Source organism: Pseudomonas sp. KnCO4, assembly GCF_045344305.1.
Lineage (GTDB): Bacteria > Pseudomonadota > Gammaproteobacteria > Pseudomonadales > Pseudomonadaceae > Aquipseudomonas > Aquipseudomonas anuradhapurensis.
In genome coordinates, this window is the sequence record NZ_CP174199.1 from 1,645,615 (window position 1) to 1,671,609 (window position 25,995).

The 25,995-nt window shown below is 65.5% G+C and carries 20 protein-coding genes; 3 read left to right on the plus strand and 17 right to left on the minus strand.

Annotated features, from left to right (window positions below; genetic code table 11):
* Positions 1-16 precede the first annotated feature (16 nt).
* The 11 genes from ACJA3S_RS07705 to ACJA3S_RS07755 form a co-directional block, all read right to left on the minus strand.
* On the minus strand, positions 17-1,057 hold the full coding sequence (locus tag ACJA3S_RS07705) for an AraC family transcriptional regulator (protein ID WP_406821373.1): 1,041 nt from the start codon (positions 1,055-1,057) through the stop codon (positions 17-19).
* Between the two features lie 4 nt (positions 1,058-1,061).
* On the minus strand, positions 1,062-2,180 hold the full coding sequence (locus ACJA3S_RS07710; RefSeq protein WP_406821374.1) for a nitrilase-related carbon-nitrogen hydrolase: 1,119 nt from the start codon (positions 2,178-2,180) through the stop codon (positions 1,062-1,064).
* Between the two features lie 174 nt (positions 2,181-2,354).
* Entirely contained in the window at positions 2,355-4,910 is a 2,556-nt protein-coding gene (locus ACJA3S_RS07715) for a fimbria/pilus outer membrane usher protein (protein ID WP_406821375.1), read from the minus strand.
* Between the two features lie 84 nt (positions 4,911-4,994).
* Positions 4,995-5,741 (minus strand): molecular chaperone, encoded by a 747-nt coding sequence (locus ACJA3S_RS07720; RefSeq protein ID WP_170028958.1) that lies wholly within the window; start codon positions 5,739-5,741, stop codon positions 4,995-4,997.
* A gap of 73 nt (positions 5,742-5,814) precedes the next feature.
* Complete coding sequence (locus ACJA3S_RS07725; RefSeq protein WP_170028959.1) at positions 5,815-6,414, minus strand: fimbrial protein; 600 nt, start codon at positions 6,412-6,414, stop codon at positions 5,815-5,817.
* A gap of 114 nt (positions 6,415-6,528) precedes the next feature.
* Entirely contained in the window at positions 6,529-7,176 is a 648-nt protein-coding gene (locus ACJA3S_RS07730) for a response regulator (protein WP_063913809.1), read from the minus strand.
* 69 nt (positions 7,177-7,245) lie between these two features.
* Positions 7,246-10,464, minus strand: coding sequence for a response regulator (locus tag ACJA3S_RS07735; protein ID WP_406821376.1), 3,219 nt, complete (start codon positions 10,462-10,464; stop codon positions 7,246-7,248).
* Between the two features lie 83 nt (positions 10,465-10,547).
* Entirely contained in the window at positions 10,548-11,741 is a 1,194-nt protein-coding gene (locus ACJA3S_RS07740; RefSeq protein ID WP_406821377.1) for an EAL domain-containing protein, read from the minus strand.
* Positions 11,728-14,547 carry an ATP-binding protein gene (locus tag ACJA3S_RS07745; protein WP_406822219.1) on the minus strand — a complete coding sequence of 940 codons (2,820 nt, stop codon included), beginning with the start codon at positions 14,545-14,547 and terminating at the stop codon, positions 11,728-11,730. Before ACJA3S_RS07745 ends, ACJA3S_RS07740 begins: the two co-directional genes overlap by 14 nt.
* A 69-nt stretch (positions 14,548-14,616) precedes the next feature.
* Complete coding sequence (locus ACJA3S_RS07750; protein ID WP_406821378.1) at positions 14,617-15,606, minus strand: fimbrial protein; 990 nt, start codon at positions 15,604-15,606, stop codon at positions 14,617-14,619.
* 26 nt (positions 15,607-15,632) lie between these two features.
* Positions 15,633-16,337 (minus strand): molecular chaperone, encoded by a 705-nt coding sequence (locus ACJA3S_RS07755; RefSeq protein WP_406821379.1) that lies wholly within the window; start codon positions 16,335-16,337, stop codon positions 15,633-15,635.
* Positions 16,338-16,534: 197 nt separating this feature from the next.
* On the opposite strand from ACJA3S_RS07755, the gene ACJA3S_RS07760 reads away from it, so the two are divergent.
* Positions 16,535-16,879 (plus strand): hypothetical protein, encoded by a 345-nt coding sequence (locus tag ACJA3S_RS07760; RefSeq protein ID WP_406821380.1) that lies wholly within the window; start codon positions 16,535-16,537, stop codon positions 16,877-16,879.
* Between the two features lie 24 nt (positions 16,880-16,903).
* Here the strand turns inward: ACJA3S_RS07760 and ACJA3S_RS07765 are convergent, their stop codons facing one another.
* Complete coding sequence (locus tag ACJA3S_RS07765) at positions 16,904-17,869, minus strand: GlxA family transcriptional regulator (protein WP_406821381.1); 966 nt, start codon at positions 17,867-17,869, stop codon at positions 16,904-16,906.
* 96 nt (positions 17,870-17,965) lie between these two features.
* On the opposite strand from ACJA3S_RS07765, the gene ACJA3S_RS07770 reads away from it, so the two are divergent.
* Positions 17,966-18,424 carry a 4-oxalocrotonate tautomerase family protein gene (locus ACJA3S_RS07770; protein ID WP_406821382.1) on the plus strand — a complete coding sequence of 153 codons (459 nt, stop codon included), beginning with the start codon at positions 17,966-17,968 and terminating at the stop codon, positions 18,422-18,424.
* A gap of 80 nt (positions 18,425-18,504) precedes the next feature.
* On the opposite strand, the gene ACJA3S_RS07775 is transcribed toward ACJA3S_RS07770, so the two are convergent.
* The 5 genes from ACJA3S_RS07775 to ACJA3S_RS07795 all read right to left on the minus strand — a co-directional run bounded on the left by ACJA3S_RS07775 (position 18,505) and on the right by ACJA3S_RS07795 (position 24,734).
* Positions 18,505-19,617: an alkene reductase gene (locus tag ACJA3S_RS07775; RefSeq protein WP_406821383.1), complete on the minus strand. Its 1,113-nt coding sequence runs from the start codon at positions 19,615-19,617 to the stop codon at positions 18,505-18,507.
* 152 nt (positions 19,618-19,769) lie between these two features.
* Complete coding sequence (locus ACJA3S_RS07780; RefSeq protein WP_406821384.1) at positions 19,770-20,738, minus strand: XdhC family protein; 969 nt, start codon at positions 20,736-20,738, stop codon at positions 19,770-19,772.
* A gap of 42 nt (positions 20,739-20,780) precedes the next feature.
* Positions 20,781-23,003, minus strand: a complete 2,223-nt coding sequence (locus ACJA3S_RS07785) for a molybdopterin cofactor-binding domain-containing protein (protein WP_406821385.1) — start codon at positions 23,001-23,003, stop codon at positions 20,781-20,783.
* A complete protein-coding gene (locus ACJA3S_RS07790; RefSeq protein WP_406821386.1) occupies positions 22,987-23,469 on the minus strand; it encodes a (2Fe-2S)-binding protein in 483 nt (160 codons plus the stop codon). Before ACJA3S_RS07790 ends, ACJA3S_RS07785 begins: the two co-directional genes overlap by 17 nt.
* Positions 23,466-24,734, minus strand: a complete 1,269-nt coding sequence (locus ACJA3S_RS07795; protein ID WP_406821387.1) for a c-type cytochrome — start codon at positions 24,732-24,734, stop codon at positions 23,466-23,468. The genes ACJA3S_RS07790 and ACJA3S_RS07795 overlap by 4 nt, the downstream gene beginning before the upstream one ends.
* Positions 24,735-25,008: 274 nt before the next feature.
* On the opposite strand from ACJA3S_RS07795, the gene ACJA3S_RS07800 reads away from it, so the two are divergent.
* Positions 25,009-25,911, plus strand: coding sequence for a LysR family transcriptional regulator (locus tag ACJA3S_RS07800; RefSeq protein WP_406821388.1), 903 nt, complete (start codon positions 25,009-25,011; stop codon positions 25,909-25,911).
* Positions 25,912-25,995: the final 84 nt, after the last annotated feature.

Below are 25,995 nucleotides of genomic sequence, written 5' to 3' on the forward strand. Positions count from 1 at the left end.
GCTTTTCACACAGAGCCTAGCCCACCCGCCGCTGGCTGCGGCGGAACTCACCCGGCGTAAGGCCCGTCCAGCGCTTGAACGCGCGCTGGAAGGCCTCGGCCGAGGCAAACCCCAACAGATAGGCGATCTCGCCAAAGGCCAGTTCCGTATCGCGGATGTAGGTCTCGGCCAGGTCGCGCCGTGTTTCGTTGAGCAGGTCGCGAAAACGCGTGCCTTCCTCGGCCAGCTTGCGGCGCAAGGTCCAGGTCGGCAGCTGCAGGTGCCGCGCCACTTCTTCCAGGTCCGGTTCGCGACCGCCATTGAGCAACGGGCCCAGCAGGTGGGTGATGCGCTCTCCCAGGCTGCGTACGCGGGTGCGTTGCAGCATCTCTGCCTCGCACAACTGCAGCAGGTGCTGCCAGGTGCTTGGGCAATGCCGCGGGTTGGCCAGCTGCAGCGTGGCGCGGCTCAGGCGCAGCTGATTGCTTTCGGCGGCAAATTGCACGGGTGTAGCGCACAACGGCTGGTAACGCTCGGCATAGGCGGGGGCGGCAAATTCGATTTCCAGGCGTTCGGCCTGCACCGGTGTGCCGGCAAGGTCGCTCAGCTGGGCCAACCAGCCCGCGAGCAGGGAATCGACGACAAAGCGGTTGTAGGCGTTGTAGGGGCTGATCGAGTAGAAGCGCAGCCAGGCGCCGTGGGCATCTTCATGGAAAGTGGAATGGCCACGGTAGTTGGCTGCATACAACGGCTCGAAGCGCAGCAGGGTGCGTGCTGCCTCGCCCACGCTGGGTGCCTGGGCCGCGGTGACCCCGGCCAGCCCGGCCTGCGCCAGACGGCTCAGGCGCCCCATGTGCAGGCCCAGCGCAGCCTCACCGCAGAGCTCGATGGCGGCATGCCCCAGGTGCATGTAGCGCGGTATCGACAAGCGTGCATTGGCCTCGCCCAGGCGTGCCGCGCCCAGGCCATAGCGCTGCAACAGCGGCTGCGGGTCGTGGCCAAGCTCGCGCAGGGCCTCGCTCAGCGGCTGGACAAAACCGACCGAAAGGTCGCCCAGGCGCACACGGGGGCGGGCCATCGGCCTACAGCCACAGGTTCAGCAGGCGGGCGCCAGGGCTGGGCGTTCCCGCCAGCAGTTCGCCAGCCTGGTGGGCAAAGCCCTGGCCGTCGCTGCCCTGTTCCCAGAATTGCCCACGCATGAACACGCTCATGCTGCTGACATCGGCACCGGCGGCCTTGGTCAGGTGCTGCCAGGCAGCCTGTTCGCTGACTTCGCCGCGCTGCAAGGGCAACCTGGCGCTGGCGTCCTGGTGGCGATTGCCACGCCAGGGTGCCTGCCAGCTGCCCTTGCCGCTGAGGAACACCGGGTTGGCGATCAGTTCCACTGCCTGGCGGGCCAGTTGCTGGTGGTTTTCCGGGTACCAGCTGTCGCTGCCCACCAGTACCCCCAGGCGCCCGGCGGGGGTTTGCACGACCTGCAAAGGCTGCTGGCGGCCATCGTGGACATAACGGCGCATTTCGCTGTCGGGGAACTGTTGACGCTGTGGCTGGCCCAGCAGCGAGCCATCGCCGGCGAACACCATGCTGCTGTTGAACAGCGGGCCGCTGCCGGCATGCAGTACGCCCTGCTTCACATAGGGGGCGGGTAGCACGATCGAGCCGGCCACCAGGGTCACGTTGAATTCCTTGGCCAGGCCACCGAACAGTTGCTGGTAGTCCGTGGCCATCTGCTCGGCCTTCATGCGCAGGTGCGCGTCGGCGCGGCGGTCGTCGCCGTCAGCACCGAGCATGGCCAGGCCATAGCGCAGCGGGTTGCTCAGCTCCAGCCATTGCAGGGCTTCCCGGCTTTGCGTGACTTGGTACAGCTCGTTCTTTTCGCCGCGCGCCCACAGCCAGGTACCGATGTGCTCGGGCAGCACCACCACCGTGCGCGGGCCGACCAGGCCTTGGGCCCGGGCCTGCTCCAGGTAGGCCGCGAGCTTGCGGTGCAGGCGTTGCAGGTTCTGGTAGTCGCCCGGGTACAGCAGCGGCTCGACGCCGAGCAGGTTGCCGCGCTCGCCGGGTACGCCATGGTTCAGCGCCAGTTCGATGCGCAGGTCGGACAGGTAATGGCCTTCCGGGCGCTGCTGGGTCCAGAAACCGTAGCCACAGAGTGCGGCGGCCATCACCAGCGCCAGGGTGCTTGCCAGGAGTTTTCGCATCAAACTTCAGCTTTCACCTAAAAATGAGCCGGCCGTGCAGAAATCAAGGACATGACGCAGCCTGATTCATCAGCTCTGGAGTCCCTGTTGCACTGCGTTTGCAGTATCGCGACTGGATCATACCAAAGCTGCCGGGCAGTTAGGCGCATTCTCTGCTGCGCGACAGACCGGGTGTCACGGTTGGCACATCAGGCGCTGGCGCTCGTAGTTGACCGCCGTGTCCCGTTCCGGCAGGTCGTAGTGGGCCGCGCACTGGCGCTCGCCCCACTTGATGGTCAGGCTGCCCTGGTCCTGCTCCAGCAGCACCAAGGCCTTGCCGCTCGGGTCGGAAATCGCCAGCTGGCGGCCTTCGGCGTCCTCCACCGATGCCCCGAACGGCAGCAACTGGCCGCGCTCGTCGAACAGCTCGAATTGCACCCGACGCCCGCTCTTGCCGGTGTAGCGGGCAAGCACTACGGCGCCGCGGCGCGGCACCAGCTGCTGGGTGGCGTTGTCGATCTCGATGTCGCCGCCCAGGTCGCGCGTGTCCAAGCTGATCCAGTTGACCCGATAGGGCTGGGCACTGGGGATCACCGCATAGCCGTTGCGCCCGGTTTCCACGCCGCTGTAGTTGCTGATCTTCGCCCCCGGCACTCCCGGTACTTCGGCCAGGGCGAAGGTTTCGCCGAGCGTCTGGCCGAGGTTGATACCGCCCTGGTGGGCAACCACGGCGCCGGCGATGTTGAGGTTCTGCGCATCGTAGCCGCGCCCCTGGCTGTAGCCCAGGCTGATGTCGGCGACCGAGGTGCGGGTGTTCAGGTTGGCCGAGGCCGAGCTGCCGCTGGTGCGGCTGTGACCGCCCTGGATCGAATAGAAGGTGTCGCTGGTTTCCGACAGGTAGCCGTTGATGCCGGCCTGGGTGGTGTCGTTGCCTTTCTGCGTGCTGCTGGTGACGAACGCCCGCGGCGCGCGGGCGCGGCTGCCAAGCGGGAACGACAGCGACAGGTTGAACTGGGTATCCTGCCCCGCAGGGCCTGAGGTTCCCAGCTCCTTGGTACGGCTGATGTCGAGGTTGTAGGAGATATCGCCCCAGTTGTTGCTGTAGCCGGCCGACAGGCTCTGCGAACCGCCGCGGTTCCAGTAGCGCTGGTCGCTGGCCGTCAGGTACAGGCTGCCGAGCGCGCGGTCGCGGCCCAGGCTCTGGTTGATGGTCAGGTCGGTGCGGGTCTTGGAGTTGCCGCTGCGCTTGATCGCGTCGCTGCTCTGGTCCTCGATATGCTGGGTGAGGGTACGGAAGCCCTCGGTGGAGTAGCGGTAGGCGGCCAGGGTGAAGTTGGTATCGGTGCCGGTGAAGGTCTTGGCGTACAGCGCCCGCAGGCTGTTGCCCTGGGTGGTCTGGCCCTGGGCCTTGCTCGAGGAATGGGTGACATCGAGCGAAAAGGCGCCCACCAGCGTGTTCAGGCCGCTGCCCAAGGCCAGTGCCTTGTAGTCGTCGGTGGCTTGCAGGCCAACCACGCCGGTCACGGTGTTGGTCAGGCCGTAGGCCAGCGTCGTGCTGAGCATCTGCGGCGTCGCCAGGCCCTCGCTGTTGCTGTTGTAGCGCCCGGCGGACAGGCTGTACTTGACCTGGCCGCCACGGACCATCAGCGGCAGGCTGGAGAACGCCTGCACGCTGACCCGGCGGCGACCGTCGGCCTCGATGATGGTGATTTCCAGGTCGCCGTTGGAGCCGCTGGGGTAGATGTCGCTGATCTCGAACGGGCCGGGCGGTACGTTGGCGGTGTACAGCAGGTAGCTGTTCTGGCGGATCTCGACCCTGGCGCTGGTCTGCGCCACGCCCCGCACCACGGGTGCGTAGCCGCGCTCGCTGTCGGCGCGCATGCCTTCGTCCGAAGCCAGCTTCAGGCCCCGGTAGCGCACGCTGTCGAACAGGTCGCTGTCGCTGAAGATGTCGCCGGCGCTGAACTGGCCCTTGAGCGCGGTCACATCGTGCTGCAGGTAGCTGCGGTTGCTCTTGAAGCTGTCCGGGCGCCCGGTGCCGCTGCTGAAGTTCGACTCGTTGCGCAAGCGCCAGCTGCCCAGGTTGATGCCGTTGCGCAGGCTCAGGTTGTTGTTGATGCGGGTGTCGGCATCACCGCCGCTGCGGCTGGTGTTGAACTGATAGTTGACGAATGCCGCAGACACCCCGGCATCCCACAGTTGCGGGTCGACGTAGCCGCGCAGGCCGCGCTTCATGGCGACTTGCGGAATGCTGGCGGACAGGCGCAGGTGAGCCGAGTCATAGTTCAGGCTGGCCTGCTCGATCAGCGTGGGCAGGTCGTGGCAGGCCTGCGCGGTATCCAGGCGCCCCTGGGCCCTGAGCTTGTCCATGTCGATGCCCAACTGCCCGAGCAACTCCAGGGTCAGGCACGGTTCCACGCGCCCGGTATGAGGGTTGCGGTTGAAGTCGATGTCGCGCCGGCCCACCAGTACCTCGTTGCTGTACAGGTCTACCCGATAGTTGCCCGGCAACACGTTGCTGGCCGATAGCAGCAACTGCAGGTCGACCGCCGATTGCGCACCTTGCAAAAAGGTGGTGTTGAAGCCCAGCAGCTGGGGATCGTCCTGCGCCGTCGCGAGGCCGGGCAGCGCGCTGCACAGCAGCAATGACAGGGCATTGAGCTTCCAGGCCGGGCGAGGCGTGCCGCCATTGAGCGCGCGCGCGCCTGCATCGGCACCGTCTACGGAGCGGGGGGCGATGGACAAAGACATACGAGGAACCTATTTCATGTCCCGGCACGGGCTGGGCACGGGAGGCCGCACACGACCGGGGCGCGCGAGGTGGGCGTTATGCGGTCACAAGCTGATGGCGGGTTCGGCAGGCTTGGCGCTACCTGGCTGGGCAGGGTTCAGCAGCACGGAATAGCCATGCTGGGCGCCATAGTCGTTGATGCTCTTGAAGGTGAGCGTCAGCGGGCCGTCCACTTGCGAAAGTGCCGAGCTGAAGGTCTTTTGTTCACCGGGGGCGATCATGCTCGAGTCGACGCTGAACACGCTCTGGTTACCGCGTTTGACTTCGATGTCAGCCATCGACACGTGATACAGGCTGGGGTTGTTCACGCTCAGCTGTGCCTTGCCGGCGTGCCGGGTTACTTGCCAGACCAATTGTTCCGGTGCCAGCAGGGCATTGCCGGGCAAGTTGGCCGGGCGGAAGAAAATCTTGATGCGTTGGCGCACCGCCAACTGCAAGGTATTGGCCTGGGTACTGGCTTGCGGGATTTCCTGCACATTCAGCCAGACCACCGATTCGCGGTCGGTCGGCAGGCCCTGGCCCTCATAGAGAATGCGCAGCAGTTGTTCCTGCTTGGGCATCACCCTGGCCAAGGGAGGGGTAATGGCAAACGGCGCCTGCGCACTGTCGCCGGCATCCACCCAGGACTGCACCAGGACTTCCTGGTTGCCATTGCGCACGGTGACATTGGCCTCCTTGTGAGCACCGTCGAACACGACGCGCGTAGCGCTCAGGGAGATGCTGGCGGTTGCCTGGGCAGCGACGAGCATGCCCAGCAACCCGAAAACGGGATACAGAGAACGACGCAACATGGTTGGGGTACCTTGCGGGACGAAGAAGTGGCGAGGCTGTTGAGCCTCGCGCAGGGGAGCAGCGGCGAATCGATTACTCGTACTGCAGGATGAACGGCAGGGTGGCGTCACCACGACCGGCGGTGGCAGTGCCGGCGGCGCCGGTGGTCACGTAGGCTGCGGAGAAGCTCAGGGTGGCATCGCCGCCCGCAGCGCCAGTGCCGTGCACGTCGCTCTGGATCTTGGCGGTGGCGGCCGAGCTCAGGTCGATCAGGTTGCCGTTCGGGTCGAGCAGGGCGATGCCGACGTTGGCCGCGGTGCCGGTGCCTTTGGTCAGGGCCAGGACCTTCTTGCCGGTGACCAGGCCCGAGCCGCCGCTGTTGGCGTCGAAGACCATCGCCACCTTGGTGCCGACGTTGCAGTTGACGTTGAGGTTGAAGTCCTTGCCGGTCACGCGGCCTGCGCTCGGGTTCTCGGCGGTGCCCATGTCCTTGATCGAGACGGTGCCCATGTCCACGGCGATTACGCGGTCGGCGTTGGCGCCGTCGACCGAACAGGCGTCATTGTTGATCACGCCGGTGAAGGAAATCTTGCCGCTGCCACCTTTGACTGGCCCGGTAGGGTCGGCAGCCAGGGCGCCGGCTGATGCAGTAATCAGCGAGAGGGTCAGTGCGGCCAGGGAGAATTTATTCATATTGATGTCCACATGAAAGTGAGTAAGTGCTGCAACTAAATGCACGCTCACAATAAGTCAGGTGGTTTCCCTGGCCCATCAGACGAATCTTAATGGTCGGCCAATCACACTAGGTTAATTGAAGATATGACTTGCCAGGCAATAGGCCAATAATTCCTGGTCGCTGTTTACTTCAAGTTTGCGCATGGCGGAAACTTTCTGTGCACTAATGGTCTTGGTACTTCGGTGTTGGCTGCGGGCAATTTCGCTGACACTTTGGCCGGCCACGAACAGGCGCAGTATTTCGAATTCCTTCGGTGACAGGTTTTCTACCCGTTGGTCGATGGCGGTGTTGCAGGCCACCACCGAATGCCTTGCCGGTTCCGGCGCCCGGTAGGTGCTGTTGCGTGCCACGGCGTTCAGCGCCTTCTCGATTTCGCCGTGCAGCTGGCTCTTCTGGATGACACCGTCCACGCCCAGCTCCTGCAGCCGCGTGAGGATCAGCGGGTTGGAAATCATGGTCAGCACGAGAATGCGCACAGCGGGATAATGGCGCTTGAGGTAGTCGATCAGTTTCAACCCGTCACCGTAGGGTGAGTCTGCCGGCATGTTGTAGTCGGAAATGACCATGTCCACAGGTTGGCGTTCGAGCAGTTCGATCAGCCCTTGCGAGCAAACGGCTTCGCCGACCACGCAAAAGCGCGGGTCGCGTTCGACCAGTTCACGGACGCCGAGCAGTACGATGGGGTGATCGTCGGCGATGATGACCTTGAGTTTTTCCATAAATGACGACCCGTTAGCCGGTGCGGATGAGAGGGTGGTTTCCATGCGTTATCAGCGCTGTAGTTGATTCTATGCAAGGCTGTCGAGCATGGCCGACAACCTGTCCAGCACCTCCCGCATCCTAGCCGCCAAGGTAGCGTCGAGCGGCGAGTTGGCCAGCGCGTCCTCAAGTGCGCAGCACTGCTCGGACAGGGCTCTGGCCTGCACCGCACCGAGGGCCCCGGCGACGCTGTGCAGGCGCTCGCCAAGGCGCCGATGGTCGCGCTGTTCAAGGGAGAGGCGCAACTGCTGCAGGTCTTCATTCATGGTGCTGATGAACAGCGCGCGCATGCTGGCGGGTACTTGCACGGTGTCGCCGGTGGCGGGCAGGGGCGAGCTGCCGTGGGTGTCCGCTTGCGCCTGGCTGGGCCCATCGGCCAGGACCGGCCGGCACAGACGGAGCAGATGGCTGCGCAAGGCCTGCAGGCTCAATGGTTTGACCATCCAGGCATTCATGCCCACCTCGAGGCAGCGCTGGCCCTCTTCGCGCAGGGCATTGGCGGTAACGCCGATGATCGGCAGGCGGGCGTCGTGCTGGCGCAGGGTCCTGGCCAGTTCGTAGCCATTCATCAACGGCATGTTCACATCGGTCAGGACCAGGTCGAACAGGCCTGGCTGCCAGCGTTGCATGGCCTGTTCGCCGTTGGCCGCGACGACCGTGGTGCAGCCCAGCGCCTCGAGCTGCTCCTGCAGGATCGCCTGGTTGATCGGGTTGTCCTCGGCCACCAGCACATGCAGGCGCAGGGCGGCACGTTGCTGCTGGGTGGGGTCGTGGCCATCGGCCGCCCCGCCCTGGCGTACCAGGGCGATGGCCTGGGCGATGGCGCGCACGTCATGCAGGTCTACCCGCCAGCAGCCGTCGATGAATGCACCGGGGGCCGGGCCGTCGCTGCAGGCGCAGATCCGCTGGCCATGCCAGCTGGCAGCGTCCGGGCAGTCGAGCAGGTCGACCAGCAGGGCCTGGGGGTTGTCCTGCTCGAGGGGGGGAATCGTCAGGGTGGCGGCGATGCCCAGGCGCTGCAGCCAGTCGACGCCATGCTGGGCAAGTTCCGGTATCGGCGCACGCACGTACACTGGGGTCGGGTCGGGCACTAGGCTCGGGCAGTCGCTCAGCGCCCCCTCGGCCAGCGGCAGGCTGACGCTGAGCGAGAAGCTGCTGCCCAGGCCCGGCTCGCTGACCACTTTGATCCGGCCGCCCATCATCTCGGCCAGCCAGCCGCAGATCGGCAAGCCCAGGCCTGCGCCGCTCTCGCTGGAGGCGTCGGCGACCTGGTAGAACAACTCGAACAGCCTGGCCTGCTGCGCCTGGGAAATGCCGATGCCGGTGTCGGCAACCTGGAACTGCAGGCTGACCTGGTTGGCGTCGAGCGCCAGCACGCGGGTGCGCAGCACCACCCGGCCGGTGTCAGTGAACTTGATGGCGTTGCTCAGCAGGTTGTTGAGGATCTGGCGGATGCGTATCGGGTCGCCGACCACCTGGGCCGGCAGGCGGGCGTCGTGGCAGGCATACAGCAGCAAGCCCTTGCGCTCGGCGAAGGCGCGATAGGTGCGCACGGTGTCCTCGAGCAGTTCCAGCGGGCAGAACGTTACCGGCTCGAGCGCCATCTGCCCGGACTCGATCTTGGTCACGTCGAGCACGTCGCTGATCAGCTGGAACAGAGTTGCCGAGGAGCGCTGGATGGTGTGCAGGTAGGCTTGTTGGCGAGCATCCAGCTGCGTCAGGCCGAGCAGTTCGAGGGTGCCCAGCACGCCATACAGCGGGGTGCGGATCTCGTGGCTCATGGTCGCCAGGAACAGGGTCTTGGCAGTGTTGGCGGCATCGGCGGCGCGGCGCGCCTCGTCCAGCGCCTGGGCGTCCTCGACGTGGCGGGTTACGTCGTTGAATGCATAAAGGCGCACGTCTTCGCCGTGGTAGCGGGTCGACACGAAACCCACCTGCAGGTGGCGGCCTGCGACCTGCAGGGAATGTTCGCCGCTGCTGGCGTCGTCCACAGCCGAGGCGAGGATACTGGCCAGTTCGCGCGTGCCTTGCCATTGCTGCGCCCGCTGGTTCTCCAGCAGCACTTCATGGTCGCTGCTACGCACCACGCACAGGCCGGTCGGGGCGGTATCGATGACTACCCGGCTGAAGGCCTCGCTCTCGGCGATGGTCTCGTGGGCGGCGCGTGCCGGCAGGACGACCTGGCGCTGATACCAGCGGATGGCCACCCGACCCAGCCCGATCAGCACCAGGAAGGTGGCGGCGATGCTGGCCAGCGACCAGAACGCGTAACGGAAGAAGTGCCGGTAGGTCACGGTGTAGACCGCGCTCCAGCCGCCGTTGGCCTGTTCGTGCAGGCGGAACACCAGGCCTTCGGCTTTGATGTTGAGGCCCTCGTGCAAGCCCTCCAGCGAGGCAGGCGTACCGATCAGCACCTCGCCGGACGGGGCGATGAGGTTGAAGTGGTCATACACGGTCCAGTCCATGATGCGTTCGAAATCGTCGATCTGCGCCAGGTCCACCAGCGACGCCACTTGCATGCGCTGGCTGTCGGCCTTGGCCGGGTGCAGGATGACATTGGCGTAGGCCAGCACACGCGGCGGAGAGGCCTGGTCCGGTTGTTCGACATAGCTGCGCCAGATGATTGCGCCTCCCGGGCGCCAATCCTCGGCGTGCGGCTGGCGCGCCATGACCTGGCGGATGACGTCGATGAACGGTTCTTCCTCGAGCTTGCCGCGCCCGCGCCCGCGCCCCGCAGCGGGCACGGTGATGTCGTAACGGGCATCCGGCGAGAACAGGAACACCTGCGGCGAGCGGTAGGGCGAGGCTGACCAGAACATGCTGTAGAAACTGGCCAGGTTCGCCCCTTGGGTGTACACCTCCGACACGTCGCGGTCAGCGAAATGGCGCCGGTCGAGCTTGAGGCTGAACGGCATGGAGAATGGAAAGACCTCGCCCTTGTAAATGTCCGGCCCTTCTTCGGGCAGCGGCGTCAGCACGGGTTCGAGCGCGCGAGGGTAGTCCAGCAGTTGCCCCTTGGCGCTGCGCTGCACGAGGGCCTGGAGGAAGGTTTCCTGCTCCTGGACATTCTCCATCAGGCGGGCGAAATGGATGCTGACCGTATCGCTGTGTTCTTCGACCAGGCGCTCGATCGACCACAGGCTGAAGCCCACCAGCAGCAGTGCCAGGCCCAGCAGCACGGTCATGCCTTTGTTCAGGCGCAGGGAGCTGCGGGCCAGGTTTTCCAGCAGGGCGTTGTACTGTTTCATGCAAGGATCCGCAAGGCCGTGGGGGCATCGATACCCATGTAGATTACCTTGGATGCCCGCCCGGCGCCGTGAGTTACAACGGGTCAGTAGGCCGACGGCGGGCCGTCGCTGTGCAGCAGGCGCTGGAACTGTTCCGCCGACACGGCATGCGAAATCAGAAAGCCCTGCACCTGGTTGCAATCGACCTTGCGCAGCAGTTCGAGCTCCTGCGGCGTTTCCACCCCTTCGGCGACCACGGTGAGGCCGAGCTTGCGGCCCAGGGCGACGATGCTGGCCAGGGCCGAGGCCAGGCTTTCGCTTTCATCGCAACGCTGCACCAGCGCGCGGTCGATCTTGAGTTCGGTGAAAGGCGTCGAGACCAGGCTCATGTAGGAGCTGTAGCCTTTGCCGAAGTCGTCCTGGGACAGGCCGAAACCTTTCATGCGCAGGCGGCAGGCGCCTGCATAGAAGTTGCTCAGCTGTTCGGGAATGGAGCATTCCATCAGCTCGAAGCAGAGCTTGCCGGGCACGCCCTGGTGGTGCAGGACGAATTCCAGCAGGCGATCGGCCAGGTCATGGCTGTTCAGCAGGTGGGTCGGCAGGTTGATCGACACCGGGATGTCATAGCCCCGTTCACGCCAGCGCGCCTGGGCATCCATGGCTTGTTTGAGCATCACCCACAGCAGCCGTTCCTCCAGGCCGAAGGCATTGAGCGCTGGCAGGAAGATGCCTGGCAGCAGCACGCCTTGCTCCGGATGCATCCAGCGCACCAGCGCCTCGGCCGCGACGATGCGGCCGTTGTGCAAGGACTTCTTGGGTTGGAACCAGGCCTGGAAGGCCCGGTTGTTCAAGGCATCGACCAGGGTCTGGCGGTCGAATTCGGGAGTGGCCGCCGTGGCCTGGGCCGGCGCCTGATGGTGCAGCTGCAATTGGTCGATCAGGCTGCGCAGCGCGCTGGGCTCGACGGGCTTGGAGATCAGCCCGAGCACGTCCACGCCGAGGTTCTTGGCCACCAGGCTGGCCGCCATCAGCATGCGCCGCGAGGCCGCGCTCATGATCGCCAGCCCTGGCTTGTGGCGCAGCCCGGCGAGGTGCTGGATGAACTGCACACCGTCCATGCCGGGCATCAGCAGGTCGGTCAGGACCAGGTCGAAGTCACGCTGGCGCAAGCGCTCCAGCGCTTCCTGACCATCCCGGGCCGCTTCCAGGTTGAAGCTGCCGAGTTCGCTGAACAGGTGTTGCAGGTACATATGCTGGAACGGGTGGTCTTCGACGATCAGGATGTTAAAGGGCTTCAAGACGGCTACCTCGATACGGGGCCAGGCAGTTGAACAGGGCTTGCAGGTTGAAAGGCTTGATCAGGCAGCGATCCATGCCAGCGGCCAGGCACAGTTCTTCCTCGCCGCGCAGGGCATTGGCGGTGGCGCCGACGATGGGCCGGGTGCAGCCCAGCCGGCGCAGGGTCCGGGCCAGTTCGTAGCCGTTCATGGCGGGCATGTTGACGTCGGTCAGCAGCAGGTCGAAATCCTCGCGCTGCCAGGCTTGCAGGGCCTGTTCGCCGTCGCTGGCCAAGGCCACGCTGCAGCCGAGCTGTTCGAGCTGGTCACGCAGGATCAACTGGTTGATGACGTTGTCCTCGGCCACCAGCACGTGCAGCCCGAGTGGCTCGGTCGAGGGGGCCGGCACGGCCTGGTCCCTGGCGCGGCGCAGGCCCTGGGCCTGGCCGACGGCCTGGTGCAGGGCCGCCAGGTCGTTGAGGTTGACCTGCCAGTGTCCGGCTTCGTGCCGCGCCTCCCAGCAGTCCTGGGCACTGGCCAGGATGCGTGGGCCAGGCCATTCGGCGACCAGCCAGCGCTCGATGTTGCCGGGATGCAGTTCGACCAGCAGTTCGCCGGGCACGGCGCTTCCCGGCGCTGGCGCGCCGACCTGGGCGCGTGCGCCCCAACGGCACAACCAGCCACTGATGGCTTCGGCCAGTTCGAGTACCGGCGATACCACGTGAATGCGTTCGGCCAGCAGGTTGAACGGGGCGCTGGCACGGCCGGACGCCTCTTCCAGGGGCAGGCTCAGGCTGAAGCTGCTGCCCAGGCCCAGCTCGCTGACCAGGCGCAGCTGGCCATTCATCAATTGTGTCAGGCGCTGACAAATCGGCAGCCCGAGCCCGGTGCCGGGGACGGTCTGGCTATGACCTTCGGTCTGGTAGAAGGGGTCGAAGATAAACGGCTGGTCCTGTTCGGCGATGCCTTTGCCAGTGTCCGAGACCTGCCACAACAGGCACGAGCGTTCGCCGTCGCGGTTGAGCAATCTGGCCCGCAGCACCACACGGCCGCAATCGGTGAACTTGACCGCATTGCTCAGCAGATTGTTGAGAATCTGGCGGATCCGGTTGACATCGCCGATCAGGTATTGCGGCAGACGCGGGTCCAGGCAGCTGTAGAGCTGCAGGCCCTTGCTCGTGGCCGCCGCGCTGTAGCCCTGGATCACTTCGCGGACCAGGTCCGGGGCACTGAACTCGCTGAGTTCGAGGGCCAGTTGGCCGGCCTCGATCTTCGACACGTCCAGCACGTCGCAGATCAGTTGCAGCAAGGTCGACGACGAACCTTCGATAGCCCTCAGGTAATCGCGTTGCTGGGCGTCGAGCGTGGTACGCGAGAGCAGCTCGAGGGTGCCCAGCACGCCATACAGCGGCGTGCGGATTTCATGGCTCATGGTCGCCAGGAACTGCGTCTTCGCTTCGTTGGCCGTGTCGGCCGCGCGCCGGGCGTCTTCCAGCGCGGCCTCGATCTGCTTGCGGGCGCTGATGTCGCTGAACGCGCACAACAGCACCTGCTCGCCCTTGTAGCGGGTGGGCGCGCAGCTCAGGTACAGGTGGCGCCCTTCGGCGCTCTCGAAGTAGTCGCTGCACTGGCCGTCGGGCCGCTCGAAGGCCTGTTCGATCCATTGCGCGCTGCGCAGGCTGCGTGCCTGGTCCTGGCCCAGCCACTGCTGGGCCAGGTGGTTCTCCAGCACCACCTGGCCATCGCTGCGGCGCAGCACACACAGGGCGACGGGGGCGGTTTCGATGACGTCCCGGCTGAACATCTCGCTTTCCACCAGTGCACGGATGCGTTCGACGGTGGGGGTGAAGAAGCGCTGGTCGAAACGCTGGATCAGTACCCGTATCAAGCTGATGCTGAGCACGCAGAACAGCAGGGCGCCGAACAGTTGTTGCCACAGGCCGGCAAGGATGGCGGACAGGTCGATCGCGTAGACCAGCTGCCAGTCCGAGGACATCAATGGCTTGCTGATGACCAGGTGCTCAGGCAGCAATCCCTGGCCGGCGAAGCCGAAAAAGTCGTTGCCCACGGGCTGGCGCAGCGAGCGCTCCAGCGTCGGCCCCGGGCTGTTGGTGAATACCAGCATGCCGTCGGCGTTGAACATCATGAATTCGCCTGCGCTGGCATCCCGGAGCGCCGGCGCCACGGCCTGGCTGTCGATTTCCAGGCCCAGCCAGCCCGAATCCGCGTCGCGCTCGTCCAGGCGCAGGAAGATGAACAGGCGCGAGCGGTGCGCGTCCCGGTCGGCCAGCCACAATTCCTGGGGTGCGGTGGCTCGTTCCGCCGCAGCACGCAGCTGCTCCAGCAGCGCAGGCGAAGGCGGCGCGGCCTTGGCGTCTGCGTGGTACAACCAGCGCATCGGGGCCTGGGCTGCCGTGTCGACGTACAGCAGGTTGACCTGCCTGGCCTGGAGGTAGGCGCACATGCGCTGGGTCAGCCACAGGCTCCAGCGCTTGCCCGGCTGACTGCCCAGTTCCAGGTGCACTTCTTCGCCCGGGGCCAGGGGCAGCCAGTCCGCGCCCGGTTCCGCCTGACGCACGGCCGCGAGGCTCAGGCTCTCCAGCAGTGCCTCGCGGTTGGTGAAGAAAGTGTGCGCCTCGGCGATCGCGCTGCTCATGGCGCCGTGGCGCCGGGCAATGTCGGTGTTGAAGGTGAACGACAGGAAATTGTAGGCCGCGCCGAGAATGCCGGCCGACAGCACGATCGCCAGCAGCCGAAGCAGCCGGCGCGCTGCCTCGGGGTCGGAGAGGAGGGGGTTGATCTGTTGCAGGTAGGCTTTGAGTCGCATGCCGCGAATGTAGGCCGACCGCTGGCAACTGGACATCAGACGATCCTTAAAGGCCGTCTGGCCGTGGGCTTACTTGTAATACAGGTCGACCAGCGCCATGGCTTCGAACGGACCGGGGATGGCCGCCGAGCGCCAGATCAGGTCGGCGCGGAACGCGTTGCGGATCACGCCCGGCCCGGTCAGCTCGGCCAGCTTGAACCAACTGTCGAAGGGCACCGGTTGGTTGCTGTCCTGCTGGGTCAGAGCGATGCCGACTGAGCTGTTGTTGCTGGGCACCAGCAGCTTGTCGATGACGCTGGCGCTGCCAGCGACCGGGGTGAAGCGAGCATTGACGGTATAGGGCGTGTCGCAGGACCGCACCAGGTCGAGGCTGAAATCGGCCGAGCTGGCGACCTGGCCGACCTGTGCCGAGCTGGCCAGGGCCCGGCGGAAATTGACCACCGAAGGCAGGATGGTCAATTCAGGCGAGCAAGGCACGAAGCGGATGTTGTTCATGCCGGTGACCACATAGTTGAGGTTACTGTCGGGCTTTGGGTTGAGACCGCCCCGGCCGTCCAGCTGGAACACCCGGTATTCACTGAGCGTGCTGGCTTGCCCATCGGTTGGCGTTGCGCCGTACTTTTCGATGAATACGGTGAAGTTCAGGGTAAAGCGGGCCTTGTCCCAGCCGGCACAGTTCGCCCAGCTGCAACCATGAAGCGAGTTGTAGCCCGTGGTGACGGCGCCCGAGCTCTGGGTGATGGTCTGCGAGCCGTAGCGAATCCCGACCCGTATGCCCTTGCCAATATTGGCTTTGGCCGGGTTGACATAGAAATAGACGTCTTCTCTGATGCCGGTTTCATAGTCGTCGGCGCAGATGACCGGAAGCGAGTGGGGTGCCGACTCCCAGATGACCGTGCCGTCGGGCGCGTCGGCCGGTACCGCCAGTGCGGTGCCCAGTGCCTCCTTGAATACCGCCGCCTTGGACGGGTCCAGCTTGCAGGACAGGGCGTAACTGGTGGCGGGGCAGCTGGCGGCGACGAGCAACAGGCCCAGCAGGTGTTTGCGGATCGGGGTCATGGGGTAGCTATCCTGTGGCAGTGGGTTCACGGCAGCGCGATGCGGTGGGGCCTCTGCAGGCCGATATCGGTGAGTTCGCTGAACGTCAGGTGGCTTTGCACGGGCAAGGGTGAAGGTGCTTCGAGGGTGAGCGATTGCCCCGGGCGCAGCAGGATATAGTCCGTGAGCTGTTGCGACTGCCCAGGGTTGTCGAGCCGCAAGTCCACCAGCGAAACATGGAAGGCACTCGGGTTATGCACTTCGATCCGGCCGGGCTGGGGCGTGCGCCATTGCAGGCCAGCGGCTGCCGCACTGGCCGAGCCTGGCAGGCCGGCAGGGCGGTAGAACAGCTTCAGGCGCTGGCGGATGGCGAACTGCAGGGTGTCGGCCTGTTCGGGCTTGCGCGGGATCTCGAGAATGTTCAGCCAGAACAGTGACTCCCTGTCCTCGGGCAGGCCCTGGCCGGCGTACAGCACCCGCAGCAGCTGCTGGCCGTTGGCGGGTATCAAGGCTAACGGCGGGATAACCGCGAAGGGGGTATCGCGGCCCTCGTCGGGGCTGCTGACCCAGCTTTGCACGACCGTGTCGAGGCCGCTGCGATTGACCACGTTGATGTTCGCTTCCTTGGCCGAGCCCTGGTAGATCAGGCGCGTGCCTTCGATCTTGAGCTGGCACCAGGCCGTGGAGGCCAGGCTCATCAGCAGGAGTGCCGCCATGGCCGGGCGCGAGAGGGTATGAAGCAGGCGCGACATGGTCGGGAAGGGGCTCCGGTGAGGTTGGCTGGGAGGGGCCTGGCTATCCTAGACCGCTGCACCGCCGCCGGCTTTGAGACGTTTCTTAAACCGTCGCGTGGTTTATTTTGCCGGTTTGTGAACGGCCTCACGCACGCAGCCAGGCCAGCCAGCGCTCATCCGATAGGCTCAAGCGTGGGCATCGGGGAGTGGAAATCATGAGTGGCAAGCGATTCGCAGTGACTGTGGCAATGTGCCTGGCCCTGGTGGGCCAGGCCCAGGCAGGCGGCGTTGTCGCCTCAGGAGTGCTGCAATTCAGTGGCAGCATCGTCGAACCATCCTGCACCACTACCGTGGGCAATGCCGGTTGGCGCATGGATAACTGTCCGGCGCTGGCGCGTGACAGCGTCATCGGCATCCAAGCGGTGGACGAGCAGGCGCTGCCGGCGCAGGCGGTACGCATTGATCGTGGGCACAGCGTGGACCAGGCCTACAGGCTGGTCGATGAGCACGGCAAGCCGTTGACCCAAGGCCATTACCTGGTGGTCGTGACCTCACCTTGAGGCAATGGCGCAGCCAGCCTTGAGTCAGCGCTGGCGCAACTGTCGCGGGGTGGCATTGAGCAGGCGCCGCATCAAGCGTCGGAGCGCCGTTGCGTCCTGGTAGCCGACCTGCGCCGACACCGCCTCGACGGAATACTCGCCAGACTCGAGCAGCGCCCGGGCCTTGTGCAACTGCACCCGCTGGATCAGCTGCCGGGTGGAGTGCCCCGTTGCCTTGCGCACATGCCGCGACAGGGTCCGCTCGGACATGCCGACGCTTGCCGCCAGGGCCGCGACGCTGGTCGGCTCCGGCAGTGACCTGTCGATTTCGGCAGTCAGGCGCGAGATCAGCGCATTACCTTGCGCCAGCACGGCAGGGATGACGAAAGGCGCTTGCAGTTGCCGGCGGTCGAGCAGCAGCGCCTTGCCCACCGCGTCGGCAATTGCAGGGGACAGGCGCCGCCGGAGCAGGTGCAGCATCAAGTCGGTCTGTGCGAAGGCGGCACCTGCCGTGGTCACCGGGTGATCGGCCAGCACCATGAAGTCCGGCTCCACGCGGCAACCGGGTGCCAGTTGCTGCAGATGCGCTGCCAGCCACCAGGCGGTGGTCACCCGCCGGCCGTCCAGCAGCCCGGCTGCCTGCAGCAGAAACACCGCCGAGCAGGATGCGGCCATTTCCTGGCCGTTGGCGATATGACTGCGCAGCGCAGCGAGACAGGGCGCTGTCCATGGCTCGGCGAGGCGCTGCTCGAGCAGCTCGATGTCGCTGACGCCGATGCCCGGTATGACCCAGCAGGAATGGTCCGCGGCGCTTGCTTCGAGCGGTTGCACCGGCAGTTGCAGGCCATGGCCCAGCGCTACCGGGCCCGGTTGCGGGCCGCAAACCCGCCAGCGTGGTGCGGCCAGGCCGAGCCGCCCGCTGACGGTGGCTGCGCTGGCGAGGATGTCCAGGGTAGCGGCCACGCTCGTCGCGAATGCCCCCGGGGTGGCCAGGATGGTGAAATCGTACATTGGCGGATTATGCTCGAAACGGGACGGATCCGACACTTCTGCACGCAACGGCTGACGGGCCTAATGGAGCTTCCATTCATCATCAAGGTTTCCGCCATGCCCAACATCCTGATCAAGGTCCCTGCCGGGGCTTTCAACGAAGCGCAACGCGAACTGTTGCTCAAGCGCGTCAGCGAGGCCGCCATCGCCCACGAACACATTGGTAGCGCGCTACCGCAGCGCAGCCTGTGCTGGGTGCTCATCGAGCAGGTGCGTGGCGCTGACTGGCTGTGTGGTGGGGTGAACATGCACGCCCAGGCCATTCCCTGCATCGTCACGGTAAAGGTGCCGGCCGGGGTCCTCGATGCACAGATGCGCAAGGATTATGTGCAGGGCCTGCACCAGGCCATCGAACACTGCGTGGGGCAGGCTGACGGGCGCATGCTGATGACGTCGATACAGCTGGTCGACGTCGCCGATGGCACCTGGGGCGCCAACGGCAACCTCTGGCATCTTGCCGATTTCACCCGCGCTGCCGGTTACGGCCATCTTCTCGCTCGCGCCGGGCAGCCATGAGCACCGCGTCAAGGCGCGGCTGAAACTGTGTGCCGCCGGGCCCGACTGGCTGGGCGATCCAGCCAGCCGGCACGGCGCTGTCAGGGGTGGGCTGGATAGTCGATGTAGCCTCGCTCGTCGCCACCAAAGAAGGTTGCTGGGTCGGGGGTGTTGAGTTGCAGGCCGTCGCGGATGCGGCGTGGCAAGTCCGGGTTAGCCAGGAACGGCCGGCCGAAAGCCACCACGTCGGCACGGCCTTCGGCAATCGCTCGTTCGGCAGAGGCGGCGTCATACCCGCCTGCGAGCACCAGGACACCTTCCCAGGCATCGCGCAGCTGCAAGATGATCTCGTCCCAGCGCGGGTCGAAGTTTTCGTCCTTGACGGTGCCGACGACCGCGGGCTCGACCAGGTGCAGATAGGCCAGGCCGTAGCGGTTGAGTGCCTTGACGATGTAGCTGAACGTTTCGAAGGGGGTGTCGTCGCCCATGCCCATGAACCGCCCCATCGGGGTGAGGCGCACACCGACGCGATCTGCGCCGATCTCTTGTGCCACGGCCTGCACCACCGCCAGCAGCAGGCGCGCCCGATTCTGGTACGAGCCGCCGTAAGGGTCGCTGCGCCGGTTGCTGTTGCTGTTGATGAACTGGTCGAGCAGGTAGCCGTTGCCGGCGTGGATCTCGACGCCATCCATGCCCGCCGCCATGGCATTGAGCGCAGCATTACGGTAATCATCGATGATCGCCGCGATCTCTTCGACTTCCAGGGCGCGCGGGACCGGTACATCACCCCAGACGCCATTGCCGTCGTGGTCGACGATGAACGTCTTGCCGGGCGCGGCGATCGCACTCGGTGCAACGGGCAGGCCATTACCTGGCTGGAAACTGGGGTGCGAAACGCGCCCGACGTGCCACAGCTGCATGAAGATGCGCCCGCCCTGTGCGTGCACCTTGGCGCTCACCTGCTGCCAGGCTGCAATCTGTTCAGCCGTGTAGATGCCGGGTGTCCAGGCATAACCTTGCCCCTGCCGGGAGATTTGCGTGGCTTCGGTGATGATCAACGCTGCGCTGGCGCGCTGGGCATAATATTCCGCCGCCATTGCCGTCGGGATGTCGCCGGGTTGGCCTGCACGGGAGCGGGTCAGTGGCGCCATGGCGATACGGTGCGGCAGTTGCAAGGCGCCCACGCGAATGGGATTGAACAGATGACGGGCCATTACTCAGTTCCTTTGCGAGTGGTTTGAATGCGGTTGGCAAGTGCAGCGATAGCGCGGCTGTTTGCTGGAGTCAGGTTAATGTCCGGCGCCCCAACTGATAATCAGCACAACCGGGGCAAGTGCATTGCGCAACTCGCAAAACCCGGCAACCTTCAAAGCGCCGTTCGCGCTTTACCTCGATACACCCGCAGCACATCAGCCATCACCGACAATGCAATTTCGGCGGGGGTCCTGGAGCCGATATCCAGGCCGATGGGCATGTGCAGGCGATCGACATCCGCAGGCGTCAAGCCGCCGATCCGGCGCAATCGCTCCGCACGTTTTTCCGAGGTCCGTTTCGAACCCATGGCGCCGATGTAGAAGGCCGGCGTGTGCACGGCCTCCATCAATGCGAGGTCGTCGATTTTCGGATCATGGGTCAGCGCCACCACCGCCGTCGCTGCGTGGCAACCGCCGTTGGCGATGTAGATCGAGGGCAGTAGCGGAATCACCGTCACGCCTTCGAGCGACAGCGCGGCCATTTCTTTTCGCGGGTCGCAAGCGATCACTTCAAAGCCCAAGGCCAGGGCGAACTGTGCGCAGGCCTCGGCAACCGGTGACAGGCCTGCCAGCAGCAAGCGCAGTGCCGGGCCCAGGGCGATCTCCAGGCGGCTTCCGCTGCGCACTACGGTGTCGCTGCCGTCGGTGCGGCTGCGGGTGCTGAACAGGCCGCTTTCCAGGTCGATCACCCGGGTCAGGCGACGTTGACCGCGCAGAGCGTCGAGCAACTGGCCCAGGTGGGCGCGCCATTCGGCGCTCGGGCGCCGGTGCTCGACCAGTACGTCCAGGCTACCGCCACACGGCAGCTGCAGGCGACTGCGTTCCTCGGCACTGGCGCCGTAGCAGATGACCTGTGCCGGTGCGGCATGCTCGCCACGGCCGAGCGCTTCGAGAAATGCCTCCTCGACGCAGCCGCCGGACAACGAGCCGCGGTGCGCACCGGACTGGATGGCCACCAGCATTGCGCCAGGCGCGCGCGGTGCCGAACCGAAGGTGGAAAGGACCGTGCATAGCCACACGCTGTGTCCTTGGTCAGCCCAGGCCAGCGCCTGCTCCAGGACCGTCACATCAAGATGTTGCATCTGCCGTTACCTTTGCAAGACACAGGTTCAAGCGCCGCCGGTTCACGCCTTGCGGGTCAGCGGCAGCGCCAGCCGGCGTTGGCCGGTGGCATCCGCCACTGCGTTACCGAGGGCTGCCGCCATCGGGCCCTGGACGATTTCGGCGGCACCGAGGAAGGGTTGCCCAGGCTGGTCGATCAGGTGCACTTCCACGTGTTTCGGCAGTTGCGGGAAGCGCAGGATCGGATAGCCACTCCAGTCATAGCTGCGTACCCCACCGGGGTCATAACTGACCGCCTCGTAGAGCGTCCAGCTGCTCGACTGGACGATGCCGCCCTCGACCTGGTTGCGCAGCCCATCGGGATTGACGATCTGCCCGACGTCCACCGCCGTGACCACCCGCTGAATCTCGATCTCGCCGGTTTGCGGATGCACCTGGATTTCCACTGCCACCGCGCAGTAGCCCATGATGTTCTTGTAGCGGGCGAAGCCCAGGCCGATGCCCGTGCCCGGTGCAGACGAACGCCGTGGCCAGGCGAACTCATCGCGGGCCCGTTCGACCACGGCGCGGGCCCTTGGGTCGCTGAGGTGGCTGAGGCGGAACTCGACGGCATCCACGCCTGCCTGCGCCGCCAGTTCGTCCAGGCAGGCCTCGATGGCAAACACATTGATATGGGCACCCAGCGAGCGCATTGCCGAAGTGCGGAACGGCATTTCGCTGATGAAGTGCATGTCGATGTCGCTTGCGCCGGTTTGGTACAGCGGGATCGCGTTGCGGTCGCCATCGCCTTCCGGCTGGGCAATCGGCACCGATGGCGCCGAGGTGAATGGGCGGGCGAGCAGGCGCGCGGGCACCAGGCGGCCGGCGTTGGTGATGCGCTCGTTATGCGGCGTGGTCCACAGCTGGTACTGCCAGTGGTTGATGCGCCCGCTGCTGTCCAGGTCGGCCTGCAGTTCGCTGAGCATGGCCGAGCTGTACGGTTCCCACAGGTTCTCCTGTTCACGCATCCACTGCACGCGCACCGGCACACCGGGCACGCGCATGGCGATGAGCGCCGCGTCGGCGGCGGCATCATCGGCGCCGTTGTGGCCATAGCATCCAGAGCCTTCGGCGTGGATGCAGCGTACCGCGCTCAGCGGCAGGCCGAGCATTTCGGCGATGCCCGCACGCAGCGGGAACACACCCTGGGTGTGGGTCCACACGGTCAACCTAGCGTCCTTGAACCAGGCCAGCGCACAGGAGGGGCCGATGGATCCATGCATCAGGTACTGTTTGCTGACGCGCGCCCGATAGCCCTTGCCACTTGAAGGCGTCGGCTGGCCTTCGTGCTGGATGGGGTAGCGCCTGGATTGCAGCTTGGGCAGCAGCTGGTGGATGACGGCCTGGTCCGGAATCACCTCGCCAGTGGTCCACGTCGCCGCCGCGTAGCCCGCCCGCATCGCCTTGATCGCTTGCCATTCATCCTTGGCCACCACGGCGAGATAGTTGCCATCCTCGACCACCTTGACGACGCCCGGCAGGCGTTCAATCGCCTGGCGATCGAAGCCGGTGAGCGTGCAGCCCGGCCTGGGTGGCCGGATCACCCGGGCATGGAGCATGCCCGGCAGGCGCATGTCCTGCACGAACGCCGCGCCACCGCTGACCTTGGCCGGAATATCCAGGCGTGGGATGGCGTGGCCGATGAGCTTGAACTGCGCAGGTGGAAGGTCCGGCGAGCTGGCCTTGGCATATTGATGCAGGTCCACGCCTGCCACCGCCTCGGCATAGCTCATGCGGGCGCCGGACGGGGCCGTGATCATCGCATCGCCGGTGCGCAGCGACGACACTTCCACACCCCAGCGCCTGGCGGCCGATTCCATCAGCATCTGGCGAACCTGCGCGGCGGCGTTGAACAGCGCCGTGCCGCTGTCGAAGATGGTATGGCTGCCGGCCGTGTAGCCTTCGTTCGGCGTCAGCGCCGTGTCCGCCGTGAGGAACGTCACCGCTGCCGGCGAGACGTCCAGCCGCTCGGCCGCAATTTGCAACAGCGCGGTCTTTACCCCGGTGCCCAGTTCCACCTTGCCGGTATACACGGTGATGCCTTCGACGCCGACCCTGATCCACGCGTCGAGGTACGGGTTGGTACGCAAGCTGCCAGGCAGGTCCGGGGCGAGCACGACAGTACCGAGGGTATCCACCTCAGTATCGGCCAGTGCCTTGCGCGCGGCCGGCATCAGCGCGAATGCCATCAGCAGGCTGCCGCCTTGCAGGAAGGCGCGGCGACCGAATTCAGTTGTGGACGGCATGCAGGCCACCGTTTTCGACGACGCGGGTGATTGCTTCGATGATGCGCAGATGCGTGCCGCAGCGACACAGGTTGCTGGCCATGTGCGCGCGGATGGTGGCTGCGTCGGGCTGCGGATTGTGCTCCAGCAGGGCTTGGGCGCGCATGATCATCCCGGCGATGCAGTAGCCACATTGTGCGGCCTGGGTATCGATGAAGGCTTGCTGCAGTGGGCCTGGCCGTTCAGGCGTGCCCAGGCTCTCGACGGTGCGCACGTGGCGGCCTTGCATGCCGGCACACGGGGTCACGCAGGCGAATACCGGCTGGTCGTCGACGATGACGGTGCAGGCACCGCACTGGCCCAGCCCGCAGCCATACTTGGCGCCGTTGAGTTCCAGGTGGTTGCGCAAGGCATAGAGCAGCGGCATGTCCGGGTCGATATCCAGGCTGTGCAGCTTGCCGTTGACTGTAAGGTTCACGTTGCTCATGGGGTCTCCTCGCGCAGAGCCTGAATAGTCGAATGCAAATCCGGCCACGGCCGATCAGGGGCGGCTTGGCCACGGACGAAGGCCGCCAGGGCGGCGAGCTGCTGGTCGCTCAGGCTGGCCGCGAACGGCGGCATCGCCGGGCCTGGCGCACCGGGTGTGGGGGCAATGCCTTCCAGTACCGTCTTGATGAAGTTGCGTGGCGCAGGGGCCTGCACCGAGGACGTCGCCGTCAGCGCTGGCCGGCCGTCGATACTGCGCATCGGTGCGCCTGCGCCGTGGCAGCCTGCGCATGCGGCCTGGAACAGATCACCACCCAGGCTGGACGATTCGGCCGAGGCCACAGCTTTTGTTTCCAGCGTGGCGGGTTGATGAGCGGAGGCCGGCAAACCCAGCAGGTATTCCGCCATGGCTTCGACGTCGCTCCGAGGCAGCCGCGCGAGTTCCTGGCTGACCGGGCGCATGGGGCCGGCGGCGGTGCCATGGCTGTCGACGACCTTGGCTTGCAGGTAATCCACCAGCTGGGCTTGGGTCCAGGGCGTTTCGCGGCTGGCCAGGCCGAGCAGGGAAGGGGCCGCCCAGCCGTCAACCACGCCACCGGCAAGCGCCTGGCCCGTTTTCTCGGCACCGAGCAGGTTCAACGGGGTATGGCATCCGCCGCAGTGGCCCGCGCCTTCGACCAGGTAGCGGCCACGGTTCCACTGCGGCGACGCCTGCGCGGTCGGCACGAACGGCGCTGAATGCAGGAACAGCAGGTTCCAGCCCGCGACCAGCGGGCGAAGGTTCATCGGGAACTTCATGCGGTTGGGGGTTGCCGGCTGGTGCACCGGAGGCCCGCTCATCAGGTAGGCGTAGGCGTCCGCCAGGTCCTGATCGTCGAGCAGCCGGTAATGCGTGTACGGGAAGGCCGGGTAGAGGAAATGCCCATCGCGGGAAATCCCGTCGCGCATGGCGCGCTGGAACGCTTCGAGTGGCCATTGGCCGATACCGGTCTGCGCGTCAGGGGTGATGTTGGTGCTGTACAGCGTGCCAAACGGCGTCACCAGTGGCAGGCCGCCCGCCAGGTACTTGCCGCCAGGGCGCGTATGGCAGACCGCGCAGTCGCCGGCGGTGACGACCTGGGCACCGCGTGCGATCTGTGCGGGTTCGAATGCCATGGGCCGCTCGATCGGGTCGATTGCCGGTCGCCACATCAACCCGAACGCTGCGGCTAGCCCGCCCACGCCCAGCGCAATAGCTGCCAATGCCCAACGCTTCCTACGTGACATCGATACCCACCTCGTTCTCCGCCATTGGCAACCAGCAATTCCCGGTATTGCCGGATGCCGATCAGTTCAGGGCGAGCCTAAAGGAGCACGGCTGGTGCGGGTATGGGTCGCTCGCGCAAGGCAGCTTTGCTCATTACGCAAGGCTGGCAGCGCGTGTTGGATAGCACGCCTGTTCAATCTCGAGGCCGGGCAGGTGGCTATGCTGCAGGCTGATGCAACCTCGACTGGTGATGCCACCAGCTTCCCTCATGGATATCTTCGACAGGGTCGGTCAATGGACAAGTTTCTCGCCTTGAGCATGTTCGTAGAGACGGTACGTTGCGGTGGCTACTCCGCCGCAGCCCGCAAGCTTGGCGTGGCGACATCGTCCGTGGCGCGGCAGGTGGCGGCACTGGAGGCGGAGCTGGGCACCACGCTCATTACCCGCAGCACACGCCAGAACCGCCTGACCGACCTCGGCCAAGCCTATTTCGACAACGCGGTGGGCATTCTCGATGCGCTCGCTGCAGCCGATGGCATGGTTACCGACAGGGGCAGCGAAGCGAAAGGCAAGCTGCGGGTCAGCGTGCCGGTGGAGTTCGGCCGACGCTTGATTTCCCCGCACCTGGGGCGGTTTCTGGCGAGCCATCCGGAGCTGGAGGTCAGCCTCAACCTCAGCGACGAGCGCGTGGACCTTTACAAGGACCGTATCGACCTGACCGTGCGCCTGGGGTCGACCGTCTCCAGCGAAGACGTGATCTGCACCACCATCGGGCATTTCCAGCGCTGGCTGGTGGCCAGCCCGGCCTACCTGGAGCGGCACGGTGCGCCGACGCAGCCGAGCGAACTCACCCAGCACTCCTGCATGCGCTTCGATTACGGCGGGCCAATGCGCGACTGGCTGTTCGAGGTGGCTGACGAGACGGTGCCCGTCGCGGTGCAGGGCCGGATGCAGAGCAACAATGCCGACATTCTCAGGCAGGCAGCGGTCGCCGGGCAGGGCATTGCGCTGCTGGCCGACTGGCTGGTTGCCGAGGATGTGCAACAGGGCCGGCTCACCCGCTTGCTGCCTGAATACGAAGTGAACCCGATGTCAGTCAATGCCTCGATCAATATCGTCTACCTGCCGATCAATCGCGCCTCGACGCGTATCAGGGCCTTTGCCCATTTCATGAAAGAGTTGGTCAGTGTTGCCTAGCGACATTGCGCAACGCTCTATTGCGTGCTGTGTGGCTTCTGCCTGTGCAACTGACGCCGTACTCTGGGCTGAACTACCTTACTC

Coding starts and splice junctions, on each gene's coding strand:
- ACJA3S_RS07705 (WP_406821373.1), bottom strand. CDS start 1,057: ATGGCCCGCCCCCGTGTGCGCCTGGGCGACCTTTCGGTCGGTTTTGTC.
- ACJA3S_RS07710 (WP_406821374.1), bottom strand. CDS start 2,180: ATGCGAAAACTCCTGGCAAGCACCCTGGCGCTGGTGATGGCCGCCGCA.
- ACJA3S_RS07715 (WP_406821375.1), bottom strand. CDS start 4,910: ATGTCTTTGTCCATCGCCCCCCGCTCCGTAGACGGTGCCGATGCAGGC.
- ACJA3S_RS07720 (WP_170028958.1), bottom strand. CDS start 5,741: ATGTTGCGTCGTTCTCTGTATCCCGTTTTCGGGTTGCTGGGCATGCTC.
- ACJA3S_RS07725 (WP_170028959.1), bottom strand. CDS start 6,414: ATGAATAAATTCTCCCTGGCCGCACTGACCCTCTCGCTGATTACTGCA.
- ACJA3S_RS07730 (WP_063913809.1), bottom strand. CDS start 7,176: ATGGAAAAACTCAAGGTCATCATCGCCGACGATCACCCCATCGTACTG.
- ACJA3S_RS07735 (WP_406821376.1), bottom strand. CDS start 10,464: ATGAAACAGTACAACGCCCTGCTGGAAAACCTGGCCCGCAGCTCCCTG.
- ACJA3S_RS07745 (WP_406822219.1), bottom strand. CDS start 14,547: ATGCGACTCAAAGCCTACCTGCAACAGATCAACCCCCTCCTCTCCGAC.
- ACJA3S_RS07750 (WP_406821378.1), bottom strand. CDS start 15,606: ATGACCCCGATCCGCAAACACCTGCTGGGCCTGTTGCTCGTCGCCGCC.
- ACJA3S_RS07755 (WP_406821379.1), bottom strand. CDS start 16,337: ATGTCGCGCCTGCTTCATACCCTCTCGCGCCCGGCCATGGCGGCACTC.
- ACJA3S_RS07760 (WP_406821380.1), top strand. CDS start 16,535: ATGAGTGGCAAGCGATTCGCAGTGACTGTGGCAATGTGCCTGGCCCTG.
- ACJA3S_RS07765 (WP_406821381.1), bottom strand. CDS start 17,869: ATGTACGATTTCACCATCCTGGCCACCCCGGGGGCATTCGCGACGAGC.
- ACJA3S_RS07770 (WP_406821382.1), top strand. CDS start 17,966: ATGCCCAACATCCTGATCAAGGTCCCTGCCGGGGCTTTCAACGAAGCG.
- ACJA3S_RS07775 (WP_406821383.1), bottom strand. CDS start 19,617: ATGGCCCGTCATCTGTTCAATCCCATTCGCGTGGGCGCCTTGCAACTG.
- ACJA3S_RS07780 (WP_406821384.1), bottom strand. CDS start 20,738: ATGCAACATCTTGATGTGACGGTCCTGGAGCAGGCGCTGGCCTGGGCT.
- ACJA3S_RS07785 (WP_406821385.1), bottom strand. CDS start 23,003: ATGCCGTCCACAACTGAATTCGGTCGCCGCGCCTTCCTGCAAGGCGGC.
- ACJA3S_RS07790 (WP_406821386.1), bottom strand. CDS start 23,469: ATGAGCAACGTGAACCTTACAGTCAACGGCAAGCTGCACAGCCTGGAT.
- ACJA3S_RS07795 (WP_406821387.1), bottom strand. CDS start 24,734: ATGTCACGTAGGAAGCGTTGGGCATTGGCAGCTATTGCGCTGGGCGTG.
- ACJA3S_RS07800 (WP_406821388.1), top strand. CDS start 25,009: ATGGACAAGTTTCTCGCCTTGAGCATGTTCGTAGAGACGGTACGTTGC.